17 protein-coding genes are annotated in these 18578 nt (G+C 73.0%); 5 read left to right on the forward strand and 12 right to left on the reverse strand.

The genetic code is table 11. The annotated features are described in order from the left end of the window. Nucleotides 1-1448 (reverse strand): replication-associated recombination protein A (locus ABD52_RS20055; RefSeq protein WP_047892842.1); only part of this gene is annotated, 1448 nt, incomplete at its 3' end. A 74-nt stretch (nt 1449-1522) separates the two neighbouring features. Next, on the reverse strand, nt 1523-1735 hold the full coding sequence (locus ABD52_RS20060) for a hypothetical protein (RefSeq protein ID WP_013285485.1): 213 nt from the start codon (nt 1733-1735) through the stop codon (nt 1523-1525). A 132-nt stretch (nt 1736-1867) separates the two neighbouring features. Here ABD52_RS20060 and ABD52_RS20065 point away from each other — a divergent pair, with 132 nt between their 5' ends. Continuing rightward, nucleotides 1868-2608 (forward strand): GNAT family N-acetyltransferase, encoded by a 741-nt coding sequence (locus ABD52_RS20065; protein ID WP_047892824.1) that lies wholly within the window; start codon nt 1868-1870, stop codon nt 2606-2608. A gap of 87 nt (nt 2609-2695) precedes the next feature. On the opposite strand, the gene ABD52_RS20070 is transcribed toward ABD52_RS20065, so the two are convergent. The 4 genes from ABD52_RS20070 to aspS form a co-directional block, all read right to left on the reverse strand. Further along, entirely contained in the window at nt 2696-4045 is a 1350-nt protein-coding gene (locus ABD52_RS20070) for an MFS transporter (RefSeq protein ID WP_030271030.1), read from the reverse strand. After that, a complete protein-coding gene (locus tag ABD52_RS20075; RefSeq protein ID WP_013474882.1) occupies nt 4042-4665 on the reverse strand; it encodes a helix-turn-helix transcriptional regulator in 624 nt (207 codons plus the stop codon). The genes ABD52_RS20070 and ABD52_RS20075 overlap by 4 nt, the downstream gene beginning before the upstream one ends. A 61-nt stretch (nt 4666-4726) precedes the next feature. Then, nucleotides 4727-5536 (reverse strand): sugar nucleotide-binding protein, encoded by an 810-nt coding sequence (locus ABD52_RS20080; protein ID WP_047892825.1) that lies wholly within the window; start codon nt 5534-5536, stop codon nt 4727-4729. A 64-nt stretch (nt 5537-5600) separates the two neighbouring features. Further along, entirely contained in the window at nt 5601-7406 is a 1806-nt protein-coding gene (aspS, locus tag ABD52_RS20085; RefSeq protein WP_047892826.1) for an aspartate--tRNA ligase, read from the reverse strand. 151 nt (nt 7407-7557) lie between these two features. Here aspS and ABD52_RS20090 point away from each other — a divergent pair, with 151 nt between their 5' ends. Beyond that, the gene (locus ABD52_RS20090) at nt 7558-8256 is read left to right on the forward strand and encodes a DUF998 domain-containing protein (protein ID WP_047892827.1); all 699 of its coding nucleotides are present in this window, start codon (nt 7558-7560) and stop codon (nt 8254-8256) included. A gap of 59 nt (nt 8257-8315) precedes the next feature. On the opposite strand, the gene ABD52_RS20095 is transcribed toward ABD52_RS20090, so the two are convergent. Then, nucleotides 8316-9365, reverse strand: a complete 1050-nt coding sequence (locus tag ABD52_RS20095; protein ID WP_013285478.1) for a S1 family peptidase — start codon at nt 9363-9365, stop codon at nt 8316-8318. 202 nt (nt 9366-9567) lie between these two features. Further along, nucleotides 9568-10044, reverse strand: a complete 477-nt coding sequence (locus ABD52_RS20100) for a helix-turn-helix domain-containing protein (RefSeq protein ID WP_047892828.1) — start codon at nt 10042-10044, stop codon at nt 9568-9570. A gap of 56 nt (nt 10045-10100) precedes the next feature. Here ABD52_RS20100 and ABD52_RS20105 point away from each other — a divergent pair, with 56 nt between their 5' ends. Next, nucleotides 10101-10601 carry a PaaI family thioesterase gene (locus ABD52_RS20105; RefSeq protein ID WP_047892829.1) on the forward strand — a complete coding sequence of 167 codons (501 nt, stop codon included), beginning with the start codon at nt 10101-10103 and terminating at the stop codon, nt 10599-10601. Nucleotides 10602-10705: 104 nt separating this feature from the next. Here the strand turns inward: ABD52_RS20105 and ABD52_RS20110 are convergent, their stop codons facing one another. From ABD52_RS20110 to ABD52_RS20120, 3 genes are read right to left on the reverse strand one after another with little or no spacing between them, the layout of a single operon-like run. After that, a complete protein-coding gene (locus tag ABD52_RS20110; RefSeq protein WP_047892830.1) occupies nt 10706-11647 on the reverse strand; it encodes an acyl-ACP desaturase in 942 nt (313 codons plus the stop codon). Between the two features lie 51 nt (nt 11648-11698). After that, the gene (hisS, locus tag ABD52_RS20115; RefSeq protein WP_047892831.1) at nt 11699-13039 is read right to left on the reverse strand and encodes a histidine--tRNA ligase; all 1341 of its coding nucleotides are present in this window, start codon (nt 13037-13039) and stop codon (nt 11699-11701) included. Nucleotides 13040-13079: 40 nt separating this feature from the next. After that, complete coding sequence (locus ABD52_RS20120; RefSeq protein WP_047892832.1) at nt 13080-13799, reverse strand: MBL fold metallo-hydrolase; 720 nt, start codon at nt 13797-13799, stop codon at nt 13080-13082. Nucleotides 13800-14036: 237 nt separating this feature from the next. Between ABD52_RS20120 and ABD52_RS20125 the strand changes: the two genes are divergently transcribed. Further along, nucleotides 14037-14912: a peptidylprolyl isomerase gene (locus tag ABD52_RS20125; protein ID WP_047892833.1), complete on the forward strand. Its 876-nt coding sequence runs from the start codon at nt 14037-14039 to the stop codon at nt 14910-14912. Nucleotides 14913-15005: 93 nt separating this feature from the next. Further along, complete coding sequence (locus tag ABD52_RS20130) at nt 15006-15848, forward strand: peptidylprolyl isomerase (RefSeq protein WP_047892843.1); 843 nt, start codon at nt 15006-15008, stop codon at nt 15846-15848. 69 nt (nt 15849-15917) lie between these two features. Here ABD52_RS20130 and ABD52_RS20135 read toward each other — a convergent pair whose 3' ends face one another. Then, nucleotides 15918-18365: a bifunctional (p)ppGpp synthetase/guanosine-3',5'-bis(diphosphate) 3'-pyrophosphohydrolase gene (locus ABD52_RS20135; RefSeq protein WP_174361784.1), complete on the reverse strand. Its 2448-nt coding sequence runs from the start codon at nt 18363-18365 to the stop codon at nt 15918-15920. Nucleotides 18366-18578: the final 213 nt, after the last annotated feature.

Raw genomic sequence — 18578 nt, forward strand, 5'->3', positions numbered from 1 at the left:
CCGCTGGACTGCTCGCCGCCCCCCACCCGGGCCCCGTTCGCGGCGGCCGGGGCGCCGGCCTCCGCCCGGGTCGCCGGAGCCGGCAGCCCGCGCACGATCCGGCGCAGCAGCGGCAGCCGGGTGGCCACCGCCCGCTCCGCGCCGTGCCCGCTGGGCTGGTAGTAGTCGGTTCCGACGAGGTCGTCCGGAGCGTACTGCTGGGTGACCACCCCCCGGTGGTCGTCGTGCGGGTAGCGGTAGCCGGCGCCGTGGCCGAGGCCCCGCGCGCCGGAGTAGTGGGCGTCGCGCAGCCCGCGCGGCACCGCGCCGCCACGACCCGCGCGTACGTCGGCGACGGCGGCGCCGATCGCTGTCGTGGCCGAGTTCGACTTCGGCGCGGTGGCCAGGTGGATGACCGCCTGGGCCAGGTTCAGCTGTGCCTCCGGCAGGCCCACGTACTCGACCGCGTGGGCGGCCGCGGTGGCCACGGTCAGCGCGGTGGGATCGGCCATTCCCACGTCCTCACTCGCGAAGATCACCAGCCGGCGGGCGATGAACCGGGCGTCCTCCCCGGCCACCACCATCCGGGCCAGCCAGTGCAGTGCCGCGTCCACGTCCGAGCCGCGCATGCTCTTGATGAACGCGCTCGTCACGTCGTAGTGGGCGTCGCCGTCGCGGTCGTATCGCACCGCCGCCACGTCGACCGCCTGTTCGGCCACTGCGAGGTCGATCCGGCCGGTGCCGAGCGCGGTCGCGGTGGCAGCCGCCGCCTCCAGCGCGGTGAGCGCCTTGCGCACGTCGCCCCCGGCGAGCCGGACCAGGTGGTCCTCCGCCTCCTCGGCCAGGACCAGCGCGCCGCCGAGCCCGCGCTCGTCGGCCACCGCGCGGCGCAGCAGGCCGCGTACGTCGTCGTCGTCGAGGGCCTGGAGGGTGAGCAGCACGCAGCGCGACAGCAGGGGCGAGATGACCGAGAAGTACGGGTTCTCGGTGGTCGCCGCGAGCAGCGTGACAGTGCGGTCCTCGACCGCGGCGAGAAGCGAATCCTGCTGGGTCTTGCTGAACCGGTGCACCTCGTCGATGAACAGCACCGTCGGCGGGCCGCCGGACCGGCGCTGCCGGCGAGCGGTGTCGATCACGGCGCGGACGTCCTTGACGCCCGCGGTGAGCGCGGACATCGCCACGAACCGCCGGTCGGTGGCCCGGGCCACGAGGTGCGCGATGGTGGTCTTGCCGCTGCCCGGCGGCCCCCAGAGGATCACCGACATCGGCGCCGCGCCCTCGACCAGCTGGCGCAGCGGCGCCCCCGGCGCGAGCAGGTGCTCCTGCCCGACCAGCTCGTCGATGCCGGCCGGCCGCATCCGCACCGGCAGGGGCGAGTCCGCCCGGGTGTCGGTGAAGCCGTCGGCGCCGCCCGCGCCCGCGGGTGCGCCGGCCGGCTCGCCGAGGGTGAAGAGGGCGTCCGATTCCATCACGAAGACAGTACCGGGCCGGGCCGACGACGCCGGAATCGCGCCGCCGCCCCGACCCGGGTGGTCTTTTCCGGTCAGCCGCGACCCGGCCGCCGGCCCCGGTACCACCGGCCGCCACCGCCGCCGCGCGGGCCGGAGCCGACCCCGGCCAGGTAGAGCGAGAGCAGCAGGAAGCCGATGAGCATGAGCGTCGTGGTGCTGAACAGATCGGGCGCGCCGAGGTCGGTGTTCATGAAGTCGAGCAGCAGCGCGAAGCCGAACACGATGGCCGCGAGAATGGCGAGCATGTCGTTCCTCCGGTGGGGGTTCCCAGCAGGTCGGCGACGGATGTACCCAATCGGTCTGTTCGTCAATCTCCACCGTGGAACAGGCGGTGCCTCGGCCTTCGGCACCAGCGGGGATGCTCGTACGCTGGCGGAATGATCACGGTCGACGAGTCGCTGACCGAACGGGATGGGCTGCTCGCCGCGGCCGGCCACCACCCGTACGCCCGGCACGCGCTCCGGCGCGGCGTGGCCGTACGGGGATGGCGGCACGACGGCGCGGTCGGATGGCTGCTGCCACCGGGTGGCTGGTCGGCCGGCGGGGCGGTCGGCGCCCCCGGCCCGGCGCTCGACGTGTTCGCCGCCCAGCGGGCGGACGGGACGCTGCGGGCCGGCCAGTCGGTCAACCTGTCCCACGCCGATCCGGACGAGGTGGCCGCGCGGCTGCCGGTCGCCCGGCTGACCGAGTGGGACCTCCTCTGGGCCACCGGTCCGCCGCCGCACCAGCCGGAGCAGGAGCGGGTGGTACGCCTCACCGAGGCCGACCACCCCGCCCTGGCCGCGCTGATCGAGGAGGCGTTCCCGGCCACCACCTCGCGGCCGGGCGAGCCGGGCATCGTCGACTGGTACGGCATCCGCGACGGTGACCGCCTGCTCGCCTGCGGCGCCGATCGCAGCCGCGGCGACATCGGCTTCCTGGCCGGGCTGACTGTCGCACCGGCGCATCGCGGCCGAGGGCTGGGTGCGGCGCTGACCGCCGGGATGACATGCGCCCTGTTCGGCAGGTACGACGCCGTGGCGCTGGGCGTCTACCCGGACAACGTGGGCGCGATCCGGCTGTACCGCCGGCTCGGCTTCACCGCCGCCGAACGCCGCACCTCCGTCGAGCTCGCCTGACGCGCGACGCCTCGACGGCGTGGATGGAACGTCATGGGTGTCGAACGACGTCCGAGACACCCATGACGTTCCACCCGGCCGGTCGGATCAGTCGCGGCCGGCGGGAGCGGGCGCGGCCACCGCGGGGGCCGCGTCGAGGGGCGGGCCGGCGTGGCCGGGGCCGCCTACCGTCGACTCCGGTTCGACGGTGACGTCCTGCCGGGTACGGCGGGCGGCGCGCCAGGCCGGCAGGTAGAGCGGCGCGGCCACGGCGAGCATCACCGCGCCGACGACCATGGCGATGCTGACGCTCGTGGCGTCGGCCAGCGCGGTCAGCGTCACCGCGCCGAGCGCGCCGGCCGGCTGGGCGGCCATCGAGTTCAGCGAGAGCACGCTGGTCCGGTACGGGCCGTCGACCTGCCGGTGCAGCAGTCCCATGTGCAGCGGGTTCGACGCGCCGTGCACGGCGTAGCAGGCTAGGTACGCGATGAGCACGCCGACCGGGCCGGCCAGCAGACCCATGCCGACCACAGTCACGCCCTGCAGGATGCGCATCAGCGCGGCGGCCGGGGCGGCGCCGAGGCGGCGCAGCAGGAACGGGGTGAGCGCGGCACCGGCGGCGTTCGCGAGCCAGGCCGCCGTGCCGGCGGGGCCGAGCAGCGCCGCCGCGCGGTCCGGGTCACCGAGCACGTCGGCGAGGCGTACCGGGAGCAGCGACTCGAAGGTGACCATGCCGAAGCCCCAGAACAGCTCGACGGCGACCAGGGCCGCCAGCACCCGGTTGCGGCGCAGCAGCCCGACGGCCTGCCCGACCATCCGGGGCGCGTCGACCACCGAGGCGCGCAGCGCGGCCGGGCCGGACGCGGGCCGCCGCTCCGCCATCAGCGCCAGCAGCGCCACGATGGAGACGGCCTGGAGCACGGCGGCGACGATCACCGGCAGGGCCAGCGCGCTGACCGGGCCGACCGGGCCGAGCGCGACCAGGCCGCCGCTGAGCAGCGCGCCCGCGCCGATCGCGACACCGATCACGGTGCCGGCCCAGCCGAGGCCGCGCTCGTATTCGGCCTTCGGGTCGACGGCGAGCGTGGCGTCGACGTACCAGGATTCCATCGGGCCGCTGTCGAGCGCCCGGTAGACGCCCTGCAACGCCCAGACCAGGAAGAACATCCAGAACGAGTCGGCGACCGCCATCAGCGCCAGCGAGCCGAGGCCGAGCACCCAGGCGACGACCAGCACCGGCTTGCGGCCGAGCGCGTCGGCGAAGCCGCCGGTGGGCAGCTCCAGCGCCAGCACGACGAGGCCCTGCGCGGTGGCGACCAGGCCGATCTGCGACAGCGTGAGCCCGCGTTCCTGCATCAGCAGGATCATCACCGGCATGAGCAGGCCGCTGGGCAGCCAGCGCAGGCCGTACAGCGTGAGGTAGCGGAACCGGATCTGGCGTACGGACAGCGCGGTCACGGCTTCTCCTCGGTGGACGGCGGGGCGGGCCGCGGGAACGCCGCGTCCATCGGGAGGGCGGCGAGGTAGAGCTGGACCGTCTCGGCGTCGGGATCGTCGGGGTCAGTCTCGTCGCGGTGCCGCTCGAAGAGCGCGAAGACCTCCTCCTTGATCGCTTCGAGCCGGGAGACCGGGATCCGCATGAAGAAGTCGCCCATGCCGAACGCGTCGCGCCAGGCCGGTCCCCACTGGTGCCGCTGGGCGAACCAGCGTTCGGCGTGCCCGGCGAAGAAGCGGACGTAGTCGGCCTCCAGCCACTCGATCGCGGCCCGCGAGTCGGGGTCGTCGTCGAAGTCGCTCGACTCCCAGTTGGTGACGTCGTGCGCGGCCCGCCAGTAGCGCTGCCGGCCGGTGCCGAGGTTGGGATCCTCGACCACGAGACCGACCTCGGCGAGCTGGCGCAGGTGGTAGCTGGTCGCGCCGCTGTTGGTGCCGAGCATCTCGGCCAGGGCGGTGGCGGTGGACGGGCCTGCCACGCGCAGCGCCCCGATCAGCCGCATGCGCAGCGGCTGGGCCAGCGCGCGAACCTGGCGGTGGTCGATGCGTACGGCGCGTTCCTCGGGCCGCTTCTTCTCCTCCATGAGATGCACAATATCTGTGCACACTTTCCGTGCACAAGATGCTTGCAAAGAATCTGTGCAACTAGCCGTACAGCTCGGTGATCCCGCGCAGCCGGGTCCGCAGCAGCCCCGCGGCACGGCTGGAGTCCAGCACCACCTCGCCCGGACGGTGCAGTCCGGCGGCGGCGATCGTGGTCGTCCGCAGCCCGCCCGCGTCCGCCCCGTCGTGCCGGGCCACCAGCAGCCCCATCTCGGCGCGGCTCACCGCGTCCGGCCCGGCCACGTTCAGCAGCCCGGCGTAGCCGCCCGGCACCAGCTCCAGCACCGCGGCGGCGAGGTCGGCGACGTGCACCGGGCAGCGCAGCTCGTCGGTGAACAACGTGGCCCGGCCGGCCAGCGCGTCCCGGCAGAGCTGGATCTGCTTGCTGCCCTCCCCCACGATCAGCGACGTCCGCACCAGCACGGCGCCCGGATCCACCGCCCGCACCGCCGTCTCCGCCGCCGCCTTCGCCGCCCCATACGGGTGCAGCGGCGTGGGCACGTCCTCGTCCGCGTACGGCTTCGGGCGCCCGGCGTGCAGCGCGTCGCTGGACAGGTGCACCAGCCGGGCGCCCACCTCGGCGGCGGCGACCGCGATGTGGGCCGCCCCGTCCGCCGTGACCGCCCAGTCGTCGTACCGGTAGGGGGTGGCGACGACCGCGTCGGGGCGTACCCGGGTCAGCAGCTCACGCACGGCGGCGCGGTCGGTCACGTCGAGCCGGTGCGGCGCGACGCCGGCCACCGCCACGGCGGTGGAGTGGTACGTGCCGGCCACCCGGTGCCCGGCGGCGACCGCCTGCCGGCACACCTCGGCGCCGAGGAACCCGCTGGCTCCCACCACGAGCAGACGCATCAGTCCCCCTGAAGATCGAAAAGGCCCGCGTCATCATGACGCGGGCCCTTCGACGAGGCGCGGATCAGGTGGGGTCGGCCACCGGCGCGGCCGGGCCGGCGGTGCCGGCGTGCGGGCCGGCCGGCGCCTTCGGCTTGGCGTCGATGCCGGCCTCGGCGCGCTGCTGCCCGGTGATCGGGGTGGGCGCGCCGGTCAGCGGGTCGAAGCCGCCCCGGGTCTTCGGGAACGCGATGACCTCGCGGATCGAGTCCGCGCCGGCCAGCAGCATGCAGACCCGGTCCCAGCCGAACGCGATGCCGCCGTGCGGCGGGGCGCCGTACTTGAACGCCTCCAGCAGGAAGCCGAACTTGTCCTGCGCCTCGTCGGCGGTGATGCCGAGCAGGTCGAACACCCGCTGCTGCACGTCGCCGCGGTGGATACGGATCGAGCCGCCGCCGATCTCGTTGCCGTTGCAGACGATGTCGTACGCGTATGCCAGCGCCCGGTCCGGTGCCTCCTCGAACCGGTCCACCCACTCGGCGTTCGGCGAGGTGAACGGGTGGTGCACGGCGGTCCAGCCGCCCTCGTCCGTGCGCTCGAACATCGGCGCGTCGACCACCCAGCAGAACGCCCAGGCGCTCTCGTCGATCAGGTTCGCCCGCTTGGCGATCTCGATCCGGGCCGCGCCGAGCAGCTCCTGCGCCTCGCGGGTGTTCGTGCTCGCGGCGAAGAAGACCGCGTCGCCGGGCTTCGCGCCGACCGCGTCGGCCAGGCCGGCCAGGTGCGCCTCGGACAGGTTCTTCGCCACCGGGCCGCGCGCCTCGCCGGTCTCGGCGTCCAGCACCACGTATGCCAGGCCGCGCGCGCCGCGCGCCTTGGCCCAGTCCTGCCAGCCGTCCAGTTCCTTGCGGGTCTGCGAGGCGCCGCCGGGCATGACCACCGCGCCGACGTAGCCGCCCGCGTCGATCGCGCCGGCGAACACCCGGAACTCGGTGCCGCGCAGGTAGTCGGTCAGCTCGGTCAGCTCCACGCCGTAGCGCAGGTCCGGCTTGTCCGAGCCGTAGCGGGACATGGCGTCGTGCCAGGTGATGCGCGGGATCGGCCGGGCGATCTCGTAGCCGGCGAGGTCCTTCCACAGCGCCGAGACGATCGCCTCGCCGAGGTCGATCACGTCGTCCTCGGTGACGAACGACATCTCGATGTCGAGCTGGGTGAACTCCGGCTGCCGGTCGGCGCGGAAGTCCTCGTCGCGGTAGCAGCGGGCGATCTGGTAGTACCGCTCCATGCCGCCGACCATCAGCAGCTGCTTGAACAGCTGCGGCGACTGCGGCAGCGCGTACCAGCTGCCCGGCTGCAGCCGCACCGGCACCAGGAAGTCGCGGGCGCCCTCCGGGGTGGAGCGGGTCAGCGTCGGCGTCTCGATCTCCAGGAAGTCCCGCTCGTGCAGCACGCCGCGGGCGATCTGGTTGGCCCGCGAGCGCAGCCGCATGGCCTTGGCCGGGCCGCCCCGGCGCAGGTCCAGGTAGCGGTACTTGAGCCGGATGTCGTCGCCGGCCTCGATCTGGTCGTCCACCGGAAGCGGCAGCGGCGCGGCCTCGGAGAGCACCTCCAGCTCGGACGCGGTCACCTCGACCTCACCGGTGGGCAGGTCCGGGTTCTCGTTGCCCTCCGGGCGGCGGGTCACCTCGCCGGTGACCTTGACGCAGAACTCGTTGCGCAGCGCGTGCGCGTCCTCCTCGCGGAAGACCACCTGCACGACGCCGGAGGCATCGCGCAGGTCGACGAAGATGACACCGCCGTGGTCGCGCCGGCGGGCCACCCACCCGGCGAGCGTCACCGTCGAGCCGGCGTCCGCGGCGCGCAGGCTTCCGGCATTGTGGGTACGGATCACGGCTGGCGTCTCCTCAATCTGGTCCACTCACTGCTCCCCCGCATTCTGTCAGGACGGGCGGGCCCGCTCCCCGGCACCCGTCGAGCCGGGCCACCCCGGGTGCGTGGCGAAAGCGCGGTGCGGGCCGGGTCCGGCGGTCTACCGTGGCCGGGTGCGTGCCGTACCGAGCTGGGCCGTCGTCACCGCGGCCGCCGCGCCCGCGCTGCTGGTCGCGGGCTGGACGGTGGCGGGCGCCCGCCAGGGGCCGGGGTACGACCCGGTGCGGGACACGATCAGCGAGCTGGCCGGTGAGGGCGCCACCGATCCGTGGCTGATGGGCGGCGCGCTGGTGCTGCTCGGCTGCTGCTACTGCGCCACCGCCGCCGCGCTGCACGCCGCCGGGCTGCCCAGCCGCTTCCTGCTGGCGGTCGGCGGGGTGTCCACCGTCGCGCTCATCGCGTTCCCCCGGCCGCAGGTGGGCGGTTCCCCGGCGCACGGGGTGGTGGCCACCGTGGCGGTGCTCGCGCTGGCGCTCTGGCCGGCCGGGTCGGCGCTGCGGCTGCCCCGCAGGGTGCCGCGCGAGGTGGCCGCCTCCCCGGCGGGCCGGCCGCCGTGGGCGTTCCGCCGGCCGGTGGCGCTGGCCGTGACGGCCGTGCTGCTGGCGTTGTTCGGCTGGTCGGTGGCAGAGGTGACGGGCGGCTCCCGGACCGGGCTGGCCGAGCGGGTGGCGGCGCTCGCGGTGACGCTCTGGCCGCTGGCGGCGGCGCTGTCGGCGCGGCGGGCCCACCGGCACTGGACGGTCCGGCCGTCGGACCCGCCGCGCCCGGACGGCCCGCCGGTCGGTCCGGGCCGCCTCGGGGCAGGCACCTGAGACGGGTACGCGGAACGGGCCGCCGGTCACCCGGCGGCCCGTTCACAGCGGTGCGTGGATCAGAAGACGCTCACGCCGTAGCGGCTGAGGGCCTCGGTGACCGGCTGGAAGTAGGTGGTGCCACCGGTGCGGCAGTTGCCGCTACCACCGGAGGTGAGGCCGAGCGCGACGGTGCCGGCGAACAGCGAGCCGCCGCTGTCGCCCGGCTCGGCGCAGACGTTGGTGCGGATGAGGCCGGAGACGCTGCCCTCGGCGTAGTTCACGGTCGCGTTGAGGGCGGTGACGCTGCCGCTGCGCAGGCCGGTGGTGCTGCCGGAACGGCGGACGGACTGGCCGACGTACGCGTTGCCGGCCGAGGTGATGTCCTGGAAGCTGCCGTTGTAGAGCGACACGTTGCCGGCCGCGTTGGCCGAGTTGTTGTGCCGGACGATGCCGTAGTCGTTGCCCGGGAAGCTGGTGCCGGTCCGGGTGCCGAGCAGGCTGGTCTGCGCGGAGTTGCTGTACCAGCTCGACGAGATGTTGGTGCAGTGGCCCGCGGTGAGGAAGTAGTAGGTCGAGCCGCTGCGGACGTTGAACCCGAGCGAGCAGCGGCCCCCGCCGCCGGCGTAGATGGCCTGGCCGCCGGAGATCCGGGTGCTGAGCGTGCCGGCCTCGGCCTCGATGCGGATCGCGCCGTTGTGACGGGCGGCGGCGGCCTTGACCCGCTCCAGCTTGGCGCCGGTGACGGTGCTGTCGACGGAGACGACGACCTGGTTCGTGGCCGGGTCGGTCCACCAGGCGGTGCCGGGGATCTTGGCGGAGCGCTCCAGCTCGCTGGTGGCGGCGTTGAGCTTGTCCGCGCCACGCGCCACGATCTTCGGGATGGCACCGGCGGCGCGCACCTGGCGGGCGGTCGCGGTGTCGGTCACCGTGACGACCATCTTGCCGCTGGCGTCGGCGTACGTGCCGGCCGCGCGGGCACCGAGCTTCTCGACGAGGGTGGCGGCGGCGTCCGGCGAGAGGGCCGTGGGGGCGGCCTGCGCGGGTGCGCCGAGCAGCGAGCCGGTGACCAGGGTGCCGGCGACGGCGACTGCGGCGGCGCGGCGGAGCGTGGACCTCGTGGGTCGCATGTAACAACCTCCGAATGGGGGTGAACGGGCGCTGTCATGGGGGCGCGCCCGAGGACAACCCGGGCGACCTGGGGAAACCGCCCGGGTGCCCAAAGTATTCACATATTTAAGATCGTAAGCAAGACATGACTTTGCCCGGATTCGCACCCGCGCCCGATGTAACGCCGGAGCAACAACATCGACATCATCTGTCAGAGCCGGTTCAGGGCGTACGGCGACGGGCGCCCGGACCCGGGCGGGGCAGCACGTCCCGCGCCCCGGTGATCTCGTGTCCCTCGCCGCAGCGCAAGGCGACCCGGACCTCGGCGCCGCAGTCACGGTGCGCCACGCTCAGCGGCGAGCCCTCCGGGTCGGCCAGGTAGCGGTCACCCCAGCCGAGCACCGCGACGAGCACCGGCCAGAGGTCCAGGCCCATATCGGTGAGCCGGTACTCGTGGCGCGGCCGGCTGCCCGGCTCGCGGTACGGCTCCCGGCGCAGCACACCGCGCTCGACGAGCATGGCGAGCCGGTTCGTGAGCACCTGGCGCGGAATGCCGGTCCGCACCCGCATGTCGTCGAACCGGCGTACGCCGTTGAAGACCTCGCGGAGCACGACGAGGGTCCACCGCTCGCCGAGGATCTCCATGGCGCGCGCGATGGTGCAGTTCTCCACCGACCAGTCCAGTGCCGCGGGTCTCATGCCGACCAGGCTAGGTCTGATTGACAGACTCAGCAACGCGCTGCGAGGCTGAGTCCATGACGCAGACGCAGGAGCGCACCCGCACGTTCACCTGGTCCGACCCGGCCGCCGGCGCCGCGCACCTGGGCCGGCGCAGCGGCCTGGAGCTGATGCGGGCGATGATCGCCGGCGAGCTGGACGCGCCGCCGATCATGCACCTCGTCGACATGTCCCGGATGGAGGCCGAGGAGGGACGCGTCGCGGTCGAGCTGCTGCCGCAGGAGTTCCACTACAACCCGCTCGGCACCGTGCACGGCGGCGTCATCTCCACGCTGCTGGACACCGCCGCGGCGTGCGCCGTGCACACGACGCTGCCGGCCGGCGTCGGCTACACGTCGCTGGACCTCAACGTGAAGTTCCTGCGCCCGGTCACCGTCGACACCGGCCTGCTGCGCTGCGAGGGCACGGTGCTCCAGCGAGGCCGCCGAACCGCCCTGGCCGAGGCCCGCCTGACGGACCCGGCCGGCCGCCTGGTAGCCCACGCCACCTCGACCTGCCTCATCTTCCCCCTCCCCTGACCGCCCCGCTCGTTCTCGGCGATCTTGCAGTTGCGGCCCCCGCTGCGCCGGTTTCGCGGCAAATGCGGGGGCCGTAAGTGCAAGATCGCGCGGGAGAGGAGGGGTCAGGCCTGGGTCGTCGCGGATACGCGGGCGGCTCGGGCGGCTCGGCGGTCCTCGAAGCGGGACGCCTGGGTCTCCAGGGCGTCCAGGTGGGCGGCGATCTGGTCACGGGCGGCCTCGCCGTCGGCGTTCAGGCCGGTCACCTCGAACAGGTTCCACTGGCGCAGCACCGGCATCACCACCTCGTCGCGGTGCTGGCGCAGGTCGTAGATCCCGGCCAGCGCGATCGCCACCGACTTGCGGGCGAAGCCGTCGATGCCGACACCCGGCATCTGGAAGTTGGCCAGCACGTCGGCGACGGCGCGCATCGCCTGCGACGGCGCCAGCTCGAACGCCGCGCCGAGCAGGTTGCGGTAGAAGACCATGTGCAGGTTCTCGTCGGCGGCCACCCGGGCCAGCAGCGCCTCGCACATCGGGTCGCCGGTGGCCCGGCCGGTGTTGCGGTGCGAGATGCGGGTCGCCAGCTCCTGGAACGACACGTACGCCAGCGAGTGCAGCATCTCCTGGTCGTGGACGTTCTGGTAGCCCGCCGACATGTGCACCATGCGGGCCCGCTCCAGCGCCACCGGGTCCACCGCCCGGGTGACCGTGAGGTAGTCGCGGATCGCCGTGCCGTGCCGCCCCTCCTCGGCGGTCCACCGGTGCACCCAGGTGCCCCACGCGCCGTCACGCCCGAACAGGGTGGCGATCTCGTGGTGGTACGACGGCAGGTTGTCCTCGGTGAGCAGGTTGACGATCAGCGCGGTACGCGCCACCTCGGGCAGCGTCGAGTCCTCCGGCGACCAGGCCTCGCCGCCCAGCGGGCCGTCGAAGGTGCGGCCCTCGCTCCACGGCACGTACTCGTGCGGGAACCACTCCTTGGCCAGCGACAGGTGGCGGTCGAGGTTCTTCTCGACCACCGGCTCGAGTTCGGTGAGCAGAGCGGTCTGGCTGAGCACGGTCACGACGTTCTCCCTACGGTGGCGTAACTTACGCCACCGTAGGTCGAAACGTCGTCAGGCGCCAGTGCCGGCCGGGCCGACCAGCGGTTTCAGGTCCGCCCGGGGCGGCGTCCACTCCCCCGCCGCGGCGGGCACCTGCTCGCCGGAACGGATGTCCTTGACCTCGTCGCCCTCCGCGCCGGGGAACCAGACGTACGGGATGCCGCGCCGCTCGGCGTACCGGATCTGCTTGCCGAACTTGGCCGCCGACGGGGACACCTCGGTGGGCACACCCCGCGACCGCAGCGCCGCCGCGACCGCGTCGCTGGCCGCCCGGTCCTCCTCGGCGGTGACGGCCACCAGCACGCAGGTCGGCACCGAACGGGAAACCGACAGCGCCTCGGCGCCGAAAAGCAGGCCGAGCAGCCGGGTCACCCCGATCGAGATGCCCACGCCGGGGAAGCGGACGTTGCCCGAGCTGGCCAGGTTGTCGTACCGGCCGCCGGAGCAGATCGAGCCGAACCGCTCGTAGCCGATCATCTGCGTCTCGTAGACCGTACCCGTGTAGTAGTCCAGGCCCCGCGCGATGCGCAGGTCGGCCACGCAGAGGCCGGGCGCGTGCGCGGCGGCGGTCTCCACCACGGCGGTCAGCTCCGCGACGCCCTCGTCCAGCAGCGGGTCGCTCACCCCGAGGCCGCGCACCGCGTCGGCGAAGGAGGCGTCCGGCGCGGAGATCTCGGCCAGCGCCAGCACGGCCTTGGCCTGCGCCTCGCTCGCCCCGGCGGTGCTCGCCAGCAGCTCCGTCACCCCGGCCGGGCCGATCTTGTCGAGCTTGTCGACGGCGCGCAGCGCCGCCTCCGCGTCGGTCAGCCCGATACCCCGGTAGAACCCCTCGCAGATCTTGCGGTTGTTGACCTGGATACGCACCGGCGGGATCGGTAGCGACCGCAGCGCGTCGCCGATGACCAGCGGCATCTCGGCCTCGTAGTGGGCCGGCAGGGTGTCCCGGTCGACGATGTCGATGTCGGCCTGGAGGAACTCCCGGTACCGGCCCTCCTGCGGGCGCTCACCCCGCCACACCTTCTGGATCTGGTAGCGGCGGAACGGGAACTGGAGCTTGCCGGCGTTCTCCAGCACGTAGCGGGCGAACGGCACGGTCAGGTCGAAGTGCAGGCCGAGCGCGTCGTCACCGGCCGGGCCGTCGGTGTCGGCCTGCAACCGGCGCAGCAGGTAGACCTCCTTTGCGGTATCCCCCTTCCGCAGCAGCTGATCCAGCGGCTCCACCGAGCGGGTCTCCAGCGGCGCGAAGCCGTACAGCTCGAACGTGGTGCGAATGCGATCGAGCACGAACTGCTCGATCATCCGCTGGGCAGGGGTCCACTCCGGGAAGCCGGAGATGGGCGTGGGCTTGCTCATCACGAACTCCTTGAGAACCCGCGCGGGCGCGGGTGAGGGTCTAGAGGCCTCGGGTGGGCGCCGCCGGGCGCGCGCCGCCGGTGCCCGCCACCTCGACGAGGTACGGGTTGGTCGCGCGCTCACGGCCGATCGTGGTCGCGGGGCCGTGGCCGGGCAGGACGACCGTGTCGTCGGCCAGCGGGAGCACCTTCTCCCGCAGGCTGGACAGCATCCGGGGCATGCTGCCGCCCGGCAGGTCGGTGCGGCCGATCGAGCCGGCGAACAGCACGTCACCGGAGAGGCAGATCTGCTCCGCCTCCCAGGGCGAGCCGGCGCCGGGCAACCGGAACAGCACCGACCCGCCGGTATGGCCGGGAGCGTGATCGACGGTGATCTCCAACCCGGCCAGCGACAGCGTCGCGCCGTCGGTCAGCTCGGCCACGTCGTCCGGCTCGGCGTACGGCAGCCGGCCGCCGAACAGCTGGGTCAGGTCCATCGACAGCGCCTTGCTCGGGTCCGCCAGCAGTTCCCGATCGTCCGGGTGGACGTAGGCGGGGATGCCCCGCGCGCCGCAGACCGGGGCGACGGAGAAGGTGTGATCCAGGTGGCCGTGGGTGAGCAGCACGGCGGCCGGGTGCAGGCGGTGCTCGGCGAGCACGGCGTCGAGCCGGTCGAGCACCCCGATGCCGGGGTCGACCACCACGCACTGCTCCCCCGGCCCGGTCGCCACCACATAGCAGTTGGTGCCGAAGGCGTCCGCGGGAAAGCCGGCCACGAGCACGTCGCTCCCCTTTCCGTCCGGTCGTCGTCTGCCTGCAGCCTAGTCGTAGCGGCGAGCGAGTTCCGTCCGCCACCGGCCCCCGTCCGCCCCGGCCGGGCTGAGACGACGGGACCTCGTACACCACATTCACAGTCGCTACCCGTACACTCTGGCGGGCGTGTGGCGTGGCGCACCCCGATCGGAACGGCGGACGGCGCCCGACGCCGGCGGCGATCAGGCAGAGGAAGGGGAGCGCGCGTGGCTTCCAGCAGGGACCGGCAGCGCAAACTGGCGCGCGCCAAGCTCGACCGGCAGCTCGCCCGGCGGGCGGCGACCGCGAAGCGCCGCCGGCAGATCCGGGCCGGTGTGGGCGCCGCGGTGGTGCTCGTGCTGATCGTGGCCGGCTCCGCCTGGGCGCTCGGCGCGTTCGACTCCGAACCGGAGAAGAAGGCCGCCGAGGACGTCTGCCTCTGGACCGCGGAGGACGGCGCCGTCAACACCAACCTCAAGGACGTCGGCCAGCCGCCCACCACGGGCCTGCCGACCTCGGGCACCCGCCCGATGACGATCACCACCAACCAGGGCGGTCCGATCACCGTCGAACTGGACCAGACCGACGCGCCGTGCGGCGCGGCGAGCCTGAGCTACCTGGCCGGCCGGTCGTTCTTCGACAACACCACCTGCCACGAGATCACCGCCGAGGGCGCGCTGCGCTGCGGTGACCCGACCGGCACCGGCCTCGGCGGCCCGACCTACTCGTTCTACGACGAGAACGTGCCGACCGCGCCGGAGCCGAGCCCGTCGGCCTCGCCGGCGCCCGGGCGGCCGGCGACGTACCCGAAGGGCACTGTCGCCATGATCGGCAACCCGCCCGGCAGCAACGGCAGCCAGTTCCTGATCTTCTTCAAGGACGCCAGCCCGGCCAAGCCGGCCTACTCGGTGGTCGGCAAGGTCACCGGCGGACTCGACGTGGTGGAGAAGATCGGCGCCATGCCGACGGTGGACAATGGCAACGGCGCCAAGGTCAAGCCGAAGACGCAGGTGCTGGTCCAGAGCGTCACAGTCGGCGAGCCCGGCGCGGCTCCGGCCGGCAGCCCCGCGCCGTCGCCCAGCGCCAGCGCCAGCGCGGGCTGACCAGACAAGCCGATCCGGCGGCCCGCCGCCGGTGACCCACACGTGACCCGGCGGCGCGCGCGCCGACCTATACGCAGCAGGTGAGGAGTGACCGTGACGTCCACCAGAGACCGCCAGCGCGCGGCGGCGCGGGCCAAGCTCGAGCGGGAGATGGCGGAACGGGCCGGCCGGGCCCGCAAGCGCCGGCAGACCCAGGCGATCGTCGGGGCCGCGGCGGTGCTGGTGCTCGTCGTGGCCGGCACGGTCTGGCTCGTCGCCGCGCTCGGCGACGACGACGACAAGCAGGGCGGCACGACCGCCGCCGCCGACGCCGTCCAGTGCGCGTACACGGAGGTGCCCAAGGAGGGCCGTCCGGCGCAGATCAAGGACGTCGGCCTGCCGCCGGCCCAGCAGTCCGGCAAGGGCACCCAGACGATGACCATCGACACCAACCTGGGTCCGATCACCGCCAAGATCGACCGCGCCAAGGTGCCCTGCACCGCCGGTAGCTTCACGCACCTGGCGGAGAAGGGCTTCTTCGACAACACCAAGTGCCACCGGCTGGTCACCGAGGGCATCAAGGTGCTCCAGTGCGGCGACCCGAGCGCCACCGGCAAGGGCTGGCGGGACACCGACGGCACCGGCGGCCCGTCGTACAACCTGGCCGAGGAGAACCTCCCCACCGACAAGCGCCCGCCGTACCCGGAGGGTGTCATCGCGATGGCGAAGTCCACCCAACCGGGCAGCACCGGCAGTCAGTTCTTCATCGTGTACGGCGACTCGCCGCTCGACCCGAACTACACGGTGCTGGGCACCATCACCGGTGGCATGGACGTGGTGAAGCAGGTCGCCGCGGCCGGTGACGACGGCGCGTTCGCCAAGCAGGCCGGCGGTGGTCACCCGAAGAAGGAGATCACCATGACCAAGGTGACGATGAGCCCGATCCAGGGCGGCTGACCCACCCGTACGACGACGAAGCGCCCACCGGCTGATCCAGCCGGCGGGCGCTTTCGTGTGCGTGGTGGCTCAGGCCCCCGAGGTGACCCGGTACGCGTCGAACACGCCGTCGACCTTGCGCACGGCGGCCAGCAGGTGGCCGAGGTGCTTCGGGTCGGCCATCTCGAAGCTGAACCGGCTGACCGCCACCCGATCCCGGGTGGTGGTGACGGTCGCGGAGAGGATGTTCACCCGCTCCTCGGACAGCACCCTGGTCACGTCGGCGAGCAGCTTGTGCCGGTCCAGCGCCTCGACCTGGATGGCGACGAGGAACGTGGAGGCGGAGGTGAGCTTCCAGCTCACCTCGACCACCCGCTCGGGCTGGGCGCGCAGGTCCTCGGCGTTGGCGCAGTCGTCCCGGTGCACGCTGACCCCGCCGGAGCGGGTGACGAACCCGAACACCGAGTCCGGCGGTACCGGCGTGCAGCAGCGGGCCAGCTTGATCCAGACGTCGCTGACGCCGCGGACCACCACGCCCGGGTCGGCGCTGCTCTGCCGGCTGCGCGGCGGCCGGGTGGCGACGGCGGTCTCGGCGATGTCCTCCGCCGCGCCCTCCTCGCCGCCGTAGGACGCCATCAGCTTCTGCACCACCGACTGCGCGGAGACCTGGCTGTCGCCGACCGCCGCGTACAGCGAGGCCACGTCGGCCAGGTGCAGGTCCCGGGCGATCGCCATCAGCGCGTCCGAGGTGAGCATCCGCTGCAACGGCATGCCCTGCTTGCGCATCGCCTTGACGATCGCGTCCTTGCCGGCCTCGATCGCCTCCTCGCGCCGCTCCTTGTTGAAGTACTGGCGGATCTTCGTCCGCGCACGCGGGCTCTTGACGAAGCCCAGCCAGTCCTGGGTCGGGCCGGCCGTGTCCGACTTCGACGTGAAGATCTCGATCACGTCGCCGTTGGACAGCGTCGACTCCAGCGGCACCAGCTTGCCGTTGACCCGCGCGCCGATGCACTTGTGCCCGACCTCGGTGTGCACCGCGTACGCGAAGTCGACAGGCGTCGACCCGGTCGGCAGCGGGATGACGTCGCCCTTGGGCGTGAAGACGTACACCTCCTGGCTGGACAGGTCGAACCGCAGCGCGTCCAGGAACTCGCTCGGGTCGGCCGCCTCGCGCTGCCAGTCCAGCAGCTGCCGCAGCCAGGTCATCTCGTCGATGTGCGCCGGCGGGCCCACTACCGGGGTGCCCTTGTGCTCCTTGTACTTCCAGTGCGCGGCGATGCCGAACTCGGCGGTGCGGTGCATCGCGTACGTGCGGATCTGCATCTCCACCGGCTTGCCGGTGGGCCCGATGACAGTCGTGTGCAACGACTGGTACATGTTGAACTTGGGCATCGCGATGTAGTCCTTGAACCGGCCCGGCACCGGCTGCCAGTTGGCGTGGATGACTCCCAGCGCCGCGTAGCAGTCGCGCACCGTGTCGACCAGGATCCGCACACCGACCAGGTCGTAGATGTCGTTGAAGTCCCGCCCCCGCACGATCATCTTCTGGTAGATCGAGTAGAGGTGCTTCGGCCGGCCGGTCGTCTCCGCCTTGATCTTGGCGGCCTTCAGGTCCGTGGACACCTTCTGGGTCACCTGGCGCAGCAGCGCCTCGCGCTGCGGCTGGTGCTCGCCGATCAGCCGGTTGATCTCCTCGAACCGCTTCGGGAACAGCGTGCCGAAGGCGAGATCCTCCAGCTCCCACTTGATCGTGTTCATACCGAGGCGGTGCGCCAGCGGGGCCAGGATCTCCAGCGTCTCCTTGGCCTTCTGCTCCTGCTTCGGGCGGGGCAGGAAGGTCAGGGTCCGCATGTTGTGCAGCCGGTCGGCCAGCTTGATCACCAGGACCCGGGGGTCCTTCGCCATCGCGACGACCATCTTGCGGATGGTCTCGGCCTTGGCGGCGTCGCCGAGCTTGACCTTGTCGAGCTTGGTGACGCCGTCGACGAGCAGCGCGACCTCACCGCCGAAGTCGGCGCGCATCTGGTCCAGTGTGTATTCCGTGTCCTCGATGGTGTCGTGCAGCAGCGCCGCGACCAGCGTGGTGGTGTCCATGCCCAGGTTCGCCAGGATGGTCGCCACGGCGAGCGGGTGCGTGATGTAGGGGTCGCCGGACTTGCGGTACTGACCCGAGTGCCACCGCGCGGCCGTGTCGAAGGCGCGCTGGAGCAGCCGCGCGTCGGCCTTGGGGTGGTTCTCCCGGTGCGTCGCGATCAGCGGCTCCAGCACCTCGCTGACCTGCGAGGTCTGCCAGGGCGCGTTGAACCGGGCCAGCCGGGCGCGTACCCGCCGGCCGGTGGGCGCGTTGGAGAGGGCGAAACCGCTGCCGGGCGTGGACTCGGTGGAACCCTCGGTCGGGAACGGCACCACGACCGCCCCGCCGTCGGCCGTCGCGTCGGACGCGCCGCCGGTGGCGCCGGTCGCCCGGGCCGGCGGGTTGCCGCTGCGCTCGGTCACCGAGCCGTCCGCGTCGCCTGTCGGGTGCACCGTGCCCTCCACCGGAGGGACGACATCGTGGGACACCGGCCTCCTCACCGCTCGCCGGGATGCGCCGGCCGTCCGGCCGACGTCTGGTTCAACCGGCCCGGAGGCCGGTCTTGTTCCACGCGGTCGCCGGGGCCGGGCCCCGGCGCCTTCGCCGCCCCGGACAGCTCGGCCGGGTCGGGCAAAGGGCAATGCTACCCGTACGCAGGGTACGCCACTGCTCCCCCG

The sequence above is a fragment of the Micromonospora sp. RV43 genome, assembly GCF_001029515.1.
Taxonomy (GTDB): domain Bacteria; phylum Actinomycetota; class Actinomycetes; order Mycobacteriales; family Micromonosporaceae; genus Micromonospora; species Micromonospora aurantiaca.